Annotated in this window: 9 protein-coding genes; 6 read left to right on the top strand and 3 right to left on the bottom strand. The window is 67.7% G+C overall.

Annotated features, from left to right (window positions below; all coding sequences use genetic code 11):
- Window positions 1-38 precede the first annotated feature (38 nt).
- A complete protein-coding gene (locus R1H25_RS15665) occupies window positions 39-1,283 on the bottom strand; it encodes an SGNH/GDSL hydrolase family protein (RefSeq protein WP_317224052.1) in 1,245 nt (414 codons plus the stop codon).
- A gap of 97 nt (window positions 1,284-1,380) precedes the next feature.
- Here R1H25_RS15665 and R1H25_RS15670 point away from each other — a divergent pair, with 97 nt between their 5' ends.
- Window positions 1,381-2,298 carry a LysR family transcriptional regulator gene (locus R1H25_RS15670; protein ID WP_317224053.1) on the top strand — a complete coding sequence of 306 codons (918 nt, stop codon included), beginning with the start codon at window positions 1,381-1,383 and terminating at the stop codon, window positions 2,296-2,298.
- Window positions 2,299-2,407: 109 nt separating this feature from the next.
- Here the strand turns inward: R1H25_RS15670 and recN are convergent, their stop codons facing one another.
- Window positions 2,408-4,069 carry a DNA repair protein RecN gene (recN, locus tag R1H25_RS15675; RefSeq protein WP_049446307.1) on the bottom strand — a complete coding sequence of 554 codons (1,662 nt, stop codon included), beginning with the start codon at window positions 4,067-4,069 and terminating at the stop codon, window positions 2,408-2,410.
- A 115-nt stretch (window positions 4,070-4,184) separates the two neighbouring features.
- Here recN and hrcA point away from each other — a divergent pair, with 115 nt between their 5' ends.
- The 4 genes from hrcA to dnaJ all read left to right on the top strand — a co-directional run bounded on the left by hrcA (window position 4,185) and on the right by dnaJ (window position 9,215).
- A complete protein-coding gene (gene hrcA / locus R1H25_RS15680; protein WP_008266321.1) occupies window positions 4,185-5,249 on the top strand; it encodes a heat-inducible transcriptional repressor HrcA in 1,065 nt (354 codons plus the stop codon).
- A gap of 63 nt (window positions 5,250-5,312) precedes the next feature.
- Window positions 5,313-5,828, top strand: coding sequence for a nucleotide exchange factor GrpE (grpE, locus tag R1H25_RS15685; protein ID WP_317224054.1), 516 nt, complete (start codon window positions 5,313-5,315; stop codon window positions 5,826-5,828).
- Window positions 5,829-6,010: 182 nt separating this feature from the next.
- A complete protein-coding gene (dnaK, locus tag R1H25_RS15690) occupies window positions 6,011-7,933 on the top strand; it encodes a molecular chaperone DnaK (protein ID WP_057500812.1) in 1,923 nt (640 codons plus the stop codon).
- Between the two features lie 154 nt (window positions 7,934-8,087).
- A complete protein-coding gene (gene dnaJ, locus R1H25_RS15695; RefSeq protein ID WP_099551177.1) occupies window positions 8,088-9,215 on the top strand; it encodes a molecular chaperone DnaJ in 1,128 nt (375 codons plus the stop codon).
- 121 nt (window positions 9,216-9,336) lie between these two features.
- On the opposite strand, the gene R1H25_RS15700 is transcribed toward dnaJ, so the two are convergent.
- Entirely contained in the window at window positions 9,337-10,134 is a 798-nt protein-coding gene (locus R1H25_RS15700; RefSeq protein WP_317224055.1) for a helix-turn-helix transcriptional regulator, read from the bottom strand.
- Between the two features lie 72 nt (window positions 10,135-10,206).
- Here R1H25_RS15700 and R1H25_RS15705 point away from each other — a divergent pair, with 72 nt between their 5' ends.
- Window positions 10,207-11,406: an MFS transporter gene (locus tag R1H25_RS15705; protein WP_097047888.1), complete on the top strand. Its 1,200-nt coding sequence runs from the start codon at window positions 10,207-10,209 to the stop codon at window positions 11,404-11,406.
- Window positions 11,407-11,560 lie beyond the last annotated feature (154 nt).

Genomic DNA, 11,560 nt, shown 5'->3' on the forward strand with positions numbered 1-11,560 from the left:
GCGACGAAACCCCGGGCCTGCCCGGGGTTTTTCGTTGTTTACCGTAGATCCACGGTATGCGCCGATGGCCCCATCAGCACCTCCAGATCCACCGCCTCGGCCATCGCCCGGTTCCCCGCATCACCCGGATGCAGGTGATCGCCGGAGTCGTAGGCGGCGGCAATCCGTGAGGGGGCGACCGGGTCGCGCAGCGCCGCGTCCAGATCGATCACCGCGTCAAACGGGCTGTCCGTGCGCAGCCAGGCATTGAGCTGCTGGCGCAGGACCTCCTTGTCCGGGCGGTAGTAGTCGTCCAGCGGCGTGCCGGGCAGGGCGCCGGCGAACGGTGTCAGGGTGGCACCTACGATCCGAACACCTCGGCCTCGGGCCTGTTCGGCCAGGGCGCGATACCCCGCCTGCAGTTCGGCCAGCGTGGGCCGGGCCTGGCTCCGGGCGAACGCGGTGCCGGGCCAGCTGATGTCGTTGATGCCGATCAGCACGATCACGCTGGCCACGCCGGGCTGATCCAGTGCATCACGCTGCAGGCGGGCCAGAACCGAGTCGCCCATGCCGTCGCGCAACAGCCGGCCACCGGAAATGCCAGCATTGATCACGGCGATGCCCCGCGGTGCCAGACGTGCGGCCAGGTGGTCGGTCCAGCGCTGGTCCTGGTCCAGGCTGGCGGTGGCGCCGTCGGTGATCGAGTCGCCTAGCACCACCACGCCGCGTGCGCTGGCAGCGGCCTCGACCTCGATGCCGACCAGGAACAGGCGGGCAGTGGTGTTGCTGGCTCCGCTCAGTGCCCGGGCCTGACTCTGGTCGCCGGGCGCAATCCAACTGGTCTGCCGGCCCTCCCAATGGAACGTCTGCACCGGCGCAGGTCCCGGCACGAAGACGCTGACCTGCAACGCCTGGCGATCTTCGGTGGCTACCGCCAGCGGATCGCTCAGCCGTTCCTGCCCGGGGCCGATCAGCACCCCGGGCTGGCCGTCGAAACTGAGCGGCTGCGGGATGTCCCCCGCCCGGGCGGCCACGCTCGCCGCTCCGATCCGCAGCGGCTGCGTGCCGTAGGCATTGCTCAGTCGCACCCGCAGCCGAGGTCCGCCCAGGCTGATGCGCGCCGTCTGGCGGAAGGTCTGGTCCTGCAGTGCGGCCGGGACCAGGGTCGGGAACAGGAACGCCGCGCCCCAGACCGGTTGCGGGCTGGCCTGCCAGCTGGCGACCCAGTGCGGGACAGTTGAGGCGCCGGCGGCCCCGGACAAGCTGAGCAGGGCGGTGGCGGTTAGCAGGCGCAAGCGGTTCATCGGGCGGTCCTGAGTGAAGGGAGTGCCATGGTGATTCCGCGCGCATCTGTGAACTAGACTGCGCATGGACAATCATCTGTGAACCGGATTCATCGCCATGGCGCGCCCCGACATCAACCGATCCGGCGAACTGGAAGTGTTCGTGCGGGTGATCGAGACCGGGGGCTTCTCCGCCGCCGCCCGCACGCTGGACATGACGCCGTCGGCGGTGAGCAAACTTGTGGCCCGCCTGGAGCAGCGGCTGGGTACGCGCCTGCTGCAGCGGTCCACCCGCCAGCTGCAGCTGACCCCGGAGGGCTGTGCCTTCTACGAGCGCGGCCTGCGCGTACTGGCCGATCTGGAGGAGGCCGAGCGCTGCGCCAGCGCTCATGCCGAGCCGCGCGGACGCCTGCGGGTCAATTCCAATGTCCCATTCGGCCAGCACTTCCTGTTGCCACTGCTGCCGGCGTTCCTCGAGCGCAATCCGCAGGTGGGTGTGGACCTGACTCTCAACGACGAGGTGATCGACCTGCTTGAGCAGCGCACCGACGTGGCGGTGCGCGCCGGTCCGCTGAAGAGCTCCAGCCTGGTGGCACGGCGGCTGGGCGCGACGCGGATGATGATCGTGGCCGCGCCGGCCTACGCGCAGCGGCATGGACTGCCGCGCAACGTTGAGGAGCTGCTGTCGCACAACCGGCTGGACATCGGCCATGCGCGCGCGATGCAGGGCTGGCCCTTGCTGCAGGACGGACGCGAGCGGATGGTGCTGCCCAGTGGCAATGCCCGCGCCAGCAATGGCGATGCGTTGCGGCAGCTGGTGCTGGGTGGGCTGGGCATGGCACGCCTGGCAGCGTTCCAGGTGCAGCAGGACATCGCCGCCGGGCGCTTGCTGCCGGTGCTGGAAGAGGCCAACCCAGGTGACCTGGAAGAGGTGCACGCGGTGTTCCTGGGGCAGGGCGGTTACCTGCCGCTGCGGGTGCGCGCGTTTCTTGATTTCCTGGTGGAGAACGTGGACCTGACGCGGCCGCTGGGATAGTGCCGGCCGCTGGCCGGCAATCTCACGATCCTCGTTCACCTGTGTTGGTTGCCGGCCAGCGGTCGGCACTACCGCGCGGAAGCCGGGCCTATGCCCGGCTCGGGCGGCGTCAGACCTGCAGCAGCTTCCGTGCGGCGGCGCGCGCTTCCTTGCTCACCTCCACGCCGCCCAGCATGCGCGCCAGCTCTTCCTCGCGCGCCTTGCTGTCCAGCTTTTCCACCGCGCTCTGGGTCATGCCTTCCACCGGGGCCTTGCTGACCCGGTAGTGGGCATGGCCCTTGGAAGCGACCTGCGGCAGGTGGGTCACGCACAGCACCTGGCGCTTCTCGCCGAGCGCGCGCAGCTTCTGGCCAACGATGTCGGCCACTGCACCACCGATGCCGGAGTCGACTTCGTCGAACACCATGGTCGGCACCGCATCCAGATCCAGTGCGGCCACTTCAATGGCCAGCGAAATACGTGACAGTTCACCGCCCGAGGCCACCTTGCGCAGGGCGCGCGGCGGCTGGCCGGCGTTGGCCGCCACCAGGAACTCCACGCGTTCGGCACCCTGCGGGTCGGGCTTGCCGGAATCCTGGGGCTCCAGCTCGATCAGGAACTGGCCGCCACCCATGCCCAGCTCGGCGATGATGCCGGTGGTGGTGGCCGACAGTTCGGCCGCAGCGCTGCGACGGCTGGCGGTCAGCACGTCGGCCTGTGCGCGCCAGGCGGCGGCGGCCTTGTCGATCTCGCCGGCCAGGCGCTGCAGGCGTTCGTCGGCGCCGCGCAGCTGCTCCACTTCGGCGTGCATGCGCTCGCGCTGCGCGCCCAGTTCGTCCATCGGCACGCGGTGCTTGCGGGCCAGGTCGTGCAGGCGGCCCAGGCGGCGCTCGTTCTCCTCGAACTGTTCCGGGTCGGCGTCGAGGTCGTCATGTACCCGGTCCAGCAGCGACAGGGCTTCGTGAAGCTGGATCGAGGCGTTCTCGATCAGGCCGTCCACCTCGCCCAGGCGCGGGTCGTGCTCGATCAGGCGCGACAGCTCGTGGCGCACCTGCTGCAGCAGGTCCAGCGCAGAGCTGCCGTCGTCGCCGTTGAGCTGGTTGCTGGCGGCCTGGCAGGCGCTCAGCAGGGCGCTGGCATGGGCCTGGCGACGGTGGCTGGCGCCGAGTGCGGCAATCGATTCGGGCTCCAGGTCCTCGCGGTCCAGCTCGCGCAGCTGGTGCTCCAGGAAGCCGATCCGGTCACTGACGTCGCCCTGTTGCGACAGGGCCAGCGATTCATCGACCAGCGCCTGCCATGCGCCAGCGGCGCGGCGGACCTGGCGGCGCTCGTTCTCGTTGCCGGCATAGGCATCCAGCAGGGCCAGCTGCGACGGGCGCGTCAGCAGGGCCTGCTGTTCGTGCTGGCCATGGATCTCCACCAGCAGCGAGGCCAGGTCGCCCAGCTGCGCCAGGGTCACCGGTCGGCCATTGATCCAGGCCCGCGAACCGCCATCGGCGCGGATCACCCGGCGCAGCTGGCACTGTTCCTCATCGTCCAGCTCGTTGTCGGCCAGCCACTGGCGTGCGGCCTGCAGCTGGTCCAGCGCGAACTCGGCCGAAAGCTCGGCGCGCGCGGCGCCGTGGCGGACCACGCCGCTGTCGGCGCGCAGGCCGGACAGGAAGCCCAGCGCGTCGACCATCAGCGACTTGCCGGCGCCGGTCTCGCCTGAAACCACGGTCATGCCTGGCCCGAACTCCAGTTCGGTGGCGCGGACGACGGCGAAATCCTTGATTGAAAGATGTCTGAGCATGGGTAAGGGGGTATAAGCAGCCGCGCAACGCTAGCACGCGCGCGAGGGAGGTCCAATGACTTGCCAAGGTGATGCGTCGCCATTATCTAGTGTCCGTGTCTCACAGGTTGATTCCATGCACGGTTCTCCCGACCAGCTTGCCCCACGTGCGCGCCATCTGCTGCGCACGCTGATCGCGCGGTACATCCAGGACGGCGAGCCGGTCGGCTCGCAGACACTGGCGCGCGTGGCCGGCCTGGAGGTCAGCCCGGCCACCATCCGCAACATCCTCGGCGACCTGGAGGACCTGGGGCTGCTGGCGTCGCCGCACACCTCGGCCGGCCGCATCCCGACCGCGCACGGTTACCGGGTGTTCGTCGACAGCCTGCTGCAGATGCAGCCGCCGGGCGAGGGCGAACTGGCCCGGCTGCGCCAGGAACTGGCCGGCGGTGGCAGCACCCAGGCCCTGCTTGGCAGCGCCTCGGAGCTGCTGTCGGCGATGAGCCACTTCGTCGGCGTGGTCAGCGCGCCGCGGCGCGAGCAGTTCGCCTTCCGCCAGATCGATTTCGTGGCGCTGGACGGGCGCCGGGTGCTGGCGATCCTGGTGTTTGCCGACAACGAGGTGCAGAACCGGGTCATCGAGACCCGCCAGGAGTTCGCGCCGGGCCAGCTGGAGCAGGTGGCCAACTACCTCAATGCCCATTTCGCTGGCCTGCCGATGGCCGAGATCCGCACCCGCCTGCTGCTGGAGCTGCGCGACGCCCGTTCCGAGCTGGAGCAGCTGCTGGCGCACAGCATCGAGCTGGCCGAGCAGGCCCTGCAGCCGGCTGCCGACGACATGCTGGTGGCCGGCCAGACCCGTCTGATGGGGGTGCAGGACCTGTCCGACCTGGAGCGCCTGCGCGAGCTGTTCGAGCTGTTCTCCAGCAAGCGCGAGATCCTGCAGCTGCTGGAGCGGACCATCCAGGCGCCGGGCGTGCGCATCTTCATCGGCGAGGAGACCGGGATGATGCCGCTGCAGGGCGTCTCGCTGGTCACCGCCCCGTACACCGCCAATGGCCAGGTGCTGGGCGTGCTGGGCGTGATCGGTCCCAAGCGGATGGCCTACGACCGCATGATCCCGCTGGTCCAGGCCACTGCCGATGTGCTCGGCGCGGCCTTTTCGCCGGCCGGGCGCACTCCCGGAACATCCGACGCTTGAAACGCAGCATCCCGCCCACACTAGGGTGGGTGGAGGCGGAGATTGACCGCCAGGGACCCAGACATGAACCACGAACATCCAGATATCGAATCCCAGCAGAGTGCCGCCGATGCGGCCGCCACCGCCGGCGTCAACGACGAAGTTGAGCGCCTGCGCGCCGAAGTTGAGCAGGTCAAGGCCGATGCGCTGCGTGAGCGCGCCGACCTGGAGAACCAGCGCAAGCGCGTTGCCCGTGACATCGATCAGGCCCGCAAGTTCGCCAACGAGAAGCTGCTGGGCGAGCTGCTGCCGGTATTCGACAGCCTGGATGCCGGCCTGAAGGCGGCTGGCGACGACCCGCATCCGCTGCGCGAAGGCCTGGAGCTGACCTACAAGCAGCTGCTGAAGGTCGCCGCCGACAACGGTCTGGTCCTGCTGGATCCGACCGGCCAGCCGTTCAATCCGGAACACCACCAGGCCATCAGCCAGGTGCCGGCCCCGGGCGCCGCCCCGGGCAGCGTGGTGACCGTGTTCCAGAAGGGCTACCTGCTCAACGAGCGCCTGCTGCGGCCGGCGCTGGTGGTGGTGGCCGCCGACTGATCGGCCGTGCCGGGTGATGCCCGGCCGCGGTCGCGCCAGGCAACGCCTGGCAAGCTTTTCCAAGCGCTGAACACAGCGTTCGGGAGGTGGCTTGAATGTTCCACGAGCCTCCCCCACATCGTATTCATCCACCGGCCGAGCGGCCGGACTGACACCAACAAGCATCCTCAGGAGTCTCCCCCATGGGCAAGATCATTGGTATCGACCTCGGCACCACCAACTCGTGCGTGGCGATCATGGACGGCGGCAAGGCCCGCGTCATCGAGAATTCGGAAGGCGATCGCACCACCCCGTCGATCGTCGCCTACACCAAGGACGGCGAAGTCCTGGTCGGCGCCTCGGCCAAGCGCCAGGCCGTCACCAACCCGAAGAACACCTTCTACGCGGTGAAGCGCCTGATCGGCCGCAAGTTCACCGACGCCGAAGTGCAGAAGGACATCGCCCACGTCCCGTACGGCATCCTGGCCCATGACAATGGCGATGCCTGGGTGTCGACCAGCGACGGCAAGAAGATGGCCCCGCAGGAAATCTCGGCCAAGGTGCTGGAGAAGATGAAGAAGACCGCCGAGGACTTCCTCGGTGAGAAGGTCACCGAAGCGGTCATCACCGTGCCGGCCTACTTCAACGACAGCCAGCGCCAGGCGACCAAGGACGCCGGCCGCATTGCCGGCCTGGACGTCAAGCGCATCATCAACGAGCCGACCGCGGCTGCGCTGGCCTATGGCCTGGACAAGGGCGACAACAAGGATCGCAAGATCGTGGTGTACGACCTGGGCGGCGGCACCTTCGACGTCTCGGTGATCGAGATCGCGAACGTGGACGGCGAGAAGCAGTTCGAAGTGCTGGCCACCAACGGCGACACCTTCCTGGGCGGCGAAGACTTCGACAACCGCGTCATCGAGTACCTGGTTGAAGAGTTCAACAAGGACCAGGGCATCGACCTGCGCAAGGATCCGCTGGCCCTGCAGCGCCTGAAGGATGCTGCCGAGCGCGCCAAGATCGAGCTGTCCAGCGCCCAGCAGACCGAAGTGAACCTGCCGTACGTCACCGCTGACGCGTCGGGTCCGAAGCACCTGAACATCAAGCTGACCCGCGCCAAGCTGGAAGCGCTGGTGGAAGACCTGATCAAGAAGTCGATCGAGCCGTGCCGCGTGGCCCTGAACGATGCCGGCCTGCGTTCGAGCGACATCAGCGAAGTGATCCTGGTCGGTGGCCAGACCCGCATGCCGAAGGTGCAGCAGGCGGTGACCGAGTTCTTCGGCAAGGAACCGCGCAAGGACGTCAACCCGGACGAAGCCGTGGCACTGGGTGCTGCGATCCAGGGCGGCGTGCTGGGCGGCGACGTCAAGGACGTGCTGCTGCTGGACGTGACTCCGCTGTCGCTGGGCATCGAAACCATGGGTGGCGTGTTCACCAAGATCATCGAGAAGAACACCACCATCCCGACCAAGGCCTCGCAGGTGTTCTCCACCGCCGAGGACAACCAGTCGGCCGTGACCGTGCACGTGCTGCAGGGTGAGCGCGAACAGGCCCGCTTCAACAAGTCGCTGGCCAAGTTCGACCTGTCCGGCATCGAGCCGGCGCCGCGTGGCCTGCCGCAGGTGGAAGTGTCCTTCGACATCGACGCCAACGGCATCCTGCACGTGTCGGCCAAGGACAAGAAGACCAACAAGGAACAGAAGGTCGAGATCAAGGCCGGTTCGGGTCTGTCCGAGGAAGAGATCGCGCGCATGGTCGCCGACGCGGAAGCCAACCGCGAAGAAGACAAGAAGTTCCAGGAACTGGTGCAGGCCCGCAACCAGGCCGACGCCCTGATCCACGGCACCCGCAGCGCGATCACCGAGCACGGCAGCAAGGTCGGTGGCGATGTGATCGGCAAGGTCGAGGCGGCCCTGGCCGACCTGGAAACCGCGATGAAGGGTGACGACAAGGCACAGATCGAAGCCAAGTCGAAGGCGCTGGAAGAAGCTGGCCAGTCGCTGTTCGCCGCTGCTTCGGCCGACCAGGGCGGTGCCCCGGGTGCCGACGCCGGCAATGCCGGCAAGGCGCAGGACGACGTGGTCGACGCCGAGTTCACCGAAGTCAAGGACGACAAGAAGTCCTGATCCGGACCGACACGGGACGCTGGCCATCAGCGTCCCGTTGTCGCATCAGGGTCCTGACCGCCCACCGGCGTGTCGGGGCGCCCGACGCAAGAGCGGACCTGGTTCCGCTCTTCCGCTTTGACGAATCCCGACTTTCCGGAACCCGATTCACGATATGAGCAAGCGCGATTACTACGAAGTGCTGGGCGTCGCCCGCACCGCCACCGACGAAGAGCTGAAGAAGGCCTACCGTCGCTGCGCGATGAAGTTCCACCCGGACCGCAACCCGGGTGATGCGGCGGCCGAAGCCTCCTTCAAGGAGTGCAAGGAAGCCTACGAAGTGCTGTCCGACGGCAACAAGCGCCGCATGTACGACAGCCACGGCCACGCCGCGTTCGAGCACGGCATGGGCGGTGGCGGCGGTCCGGGCGGCCCGGACATGAACGATATCTTCGGCGATATCTTCGGCAACATTTTTGGCGGTGGCGGCGGTGGTCCGCGCCAGGCCCGTCGCGGTGCCGACATCGGCTACGTGATGGAACTGGACCTGGAAGAAGCCGTGCGCGGCGTCGAGCGCCGGATCGAGATCCCGACCCTGGCCGAGTGCGGCGACTGCGATGGCAGTGGCTCCGAGGACGGCAAGGTCGAGACCTGCAACGTGTGCCATGGCCGCGGCCAGGTGCGCATCCAGCGCGGCATCTTCGCCATGCAGCAGGCCTGCCACAACTGCGGCGGCCGTGGCCAGATCATCGCCAAGCCCTGCAAGACCTGCCACGGCAACGGTCGTGTCGAGGAAGACAAAGTGCTGTCGGTGAAGGTGCCGGCGGGCGTGGATACCGGTGACCGCATCCGCCTGCAGGGCGAGGGCGAGGCCGGTCCGGCCGGTACGCCGCCGGGCGACCTGTACGTGGAAGTACGTGTGCGCGAGCATGCGATCTTCCAGCGCGATGGCGATGACCTGCACTGCGAAGTGCCGATCCGCATCTCGCAGGCGGCACTGGGCGACACCGTGCGCGTGGCCACCTTGGGCGGCGAGGCGGAGATCCGCATCCCGGCAGAGACCCAGACCGGCAAGCTGTTCCGCCTGCGTGGCAAGGGCGTGCGTTCGGTGCGCAGCCGCAGCGAGGGCGACCTGTACTGCCGCGTGGTGGTGGAGACTCCGGTCAACCTCACCAACGAGCAGCGCAAGCTGCTGGAACAGTTCGAAGCCACCTTTGTCGGCGAGGAGGCGCGCAAGCATTCGCCGAAGTCGGCCACCTTCATGGATGGCGTGAAGGGCTTCTGGGACCGGATGACGTCCTGAGTTTTCAACGCAATCGTTGAACGGTAGCGCCGGGCCATGCCCGGCGTTTTCGTTTGTGATGTCCGCCGGGTTCCGCCGGGCATGCGCCGCTGTAGTAGATCCAGGCCATGCGTGGATGCCGTTACCGGAAAAACGCCGCCGGTGTCTGCCCCAGCTGCCGCTTGAACATGCTGGTGAACGCGCTTGGGCTGTCGTAGCCCGTCGCCAGCGCGACATCGATGACCTTGTCACCGACCGCCAGCCGTTCCATCGCGGCCAGCAGCCGCGCCTGTTGTCGCCACTGTCCGAAGGTCATGCCCAGTTCGCTGGCGAAATGACGCTGGATGGTTTTCACGTCCACCTGCAGGGCCTGCGCCCAATCCTGCAGCGTGGCGTCGTCGCCGGGATGCTTCTGGATGTGCTGGCAGATCCGCTGCAGGCGCGGGTCGGTGGGTGAAGGCAGGTGCAGCGGCAGCGCGTCCATGCGGTGCAGCTCGTCCAGCAGCAGGCGCACCACGCGGCCGTCGCGGCTGTCGTCCACATGCGCGGTCTCGATCAGGCTGGCGGCCAGCAGCAGCTCGCGCAGCAGCGGCGCCACCTGTACCGCGAACGCTTCGTCCGGCAGCTGCGGCGCGAAGTCCGGCTCTACGTACAGGCTGCGCATGTGTACTTCGGCGATGCAGTCCACCGCATGGGCCATGCCGGCCGGGACCCAGATCGCGCGGGTTGAAGGCACTACCCAGCGGCCGCCGTCTGCACGCACCACCATCAGTCCGGACATGGCGAACACCAGCTGGTGACGCCGGTGCCGGTGGGGCGCGATGTGGGTCCCGGGCTTGTAATGGCGGGCGCGGCAGGTCACTGGGCGGTGCACCGGAACCTCGTTCCATGGCGCAGTCTCGCGAACCGGGCAAGAAGTGTCCTTTTTGCGATAGGCCATGACCCGAACGCGGCAGAAGGGAGGGGAGGGCAACCGTAGCATGCGTGGCTCGCCCCCAACCTGACTGTATCCATGTCGACCCTGGCTTCTCCCGCAACGACCTCACGCCCGGTGGCCCCCGGCGTGCTGGCCGCCATCTCCACCTCGCATGTCGTCAACGACATGATGCAGTCGCTGATCCTGGCCATCTATCCAGTGATCAAGGGCGGCTTCAACCTCAGCTTCACCCAGATCGGCCTGATCACGCTGACCTACCAGCTCACCGCCTCGATCTTCCAGCCGTTGATCGGCATGGCTACCGACCGCCGCCCGGCGCCGTACTCGCTGCCGATCGGCATGGCCTCGACCCTGTGCGGCATGCTGCTGCTGGGCTTCGCACCGAACTACGCGGTGGTGCTGATGGCGGCGGCGATGGTCGGCATTGGTTCGGCCATCTTCCATCCGGAAGCCTCGCGCATCGCGCGGCTGGCCTCGGGCGGTCGCCATGGCTTCGCGCAGTCGGTGTTCCAGGTCGGTGGCAACTTCGGTACCGCGCTGGGCCCGCTGATTGCCGCCGCCGTGATCGTGCCGTATGGCCAGCACGCCGCATCGTGGTTTGCCGGCGCGGCCCTGATCGGAATCGCTCTGCTGACCTATGTCGGCCGCTGGTACGCGTTGCATCTGGGCACGCCACGCCCAGTCAGCACGGCTGCGATGGCGCCGCGGCACCCGCCGCGCACCGTGGCCAAGGTGCTGGCGATCCTGCTGGTGCTGATCTTCAGCAAGTACTTCTACATGGCCAGCATCGGCAGCTACTTCACCTTCTACCTGATCCACCACTTCGGCATCCCGGTGGCACAGGCGCAGCTGCATCTGTTCGCGTTCCTGGTGGCGTCGGCCGCCGGTGGTTTCCTGGGCGGTCCGCTGGGCGATCGCATCGGCCGCAAGCCGATCATCTGGACCTCGATCCTTGGCGTGGCCCCGTTCGCGCTGATGCTGCCGCATGCCGATCTGTTCTGGACCACGGTGCTGGCGGTGCTGATTGGTTTCGTGTTGTCCTCGGCGTTCTCGGCGATTGTGGTGTACGCACAGGAAATGATGCCGCATCGCATCGGCATGGTGTCCGGCCTGTTCTTCGGCTTCGCCTTCGGAATGGGTGGACTCGGTGCTGCCGTGCTCGGCCTGCTGGCGGACAAGACCAGCATCGAGTACGTCTACCAGCTGACCGCGTTCCTGCCGCTGCTCGGTATCGTGGCGGCGTGGCTGCCGCCGTCCCGGCCTGCTGCTCACTGAGGGGGTTGGGTTTGCAGGGCTTGCAGCCCTGCACCTGCAGAGGCAACGTCAACAGCAGAAGCGGGCTATCCGTGGGTTGGCGGGGCGGGTCCGGTTGCAGGGGACGCCGTAAACCCATCCCTGGGGGCTTGGCCGCGGCATCCATGCCGCGGAC

The organism is Stenotrophomonas veracruzanensis (genome assembly GCF_032911525.1).
Lineage (GTDB): Bacteria > Pseudomonadota > Gammaproteobacteria > Xanthomonadales > Xanthomonadaceae > Stenotrophomonas > Stenotrophomonas africana.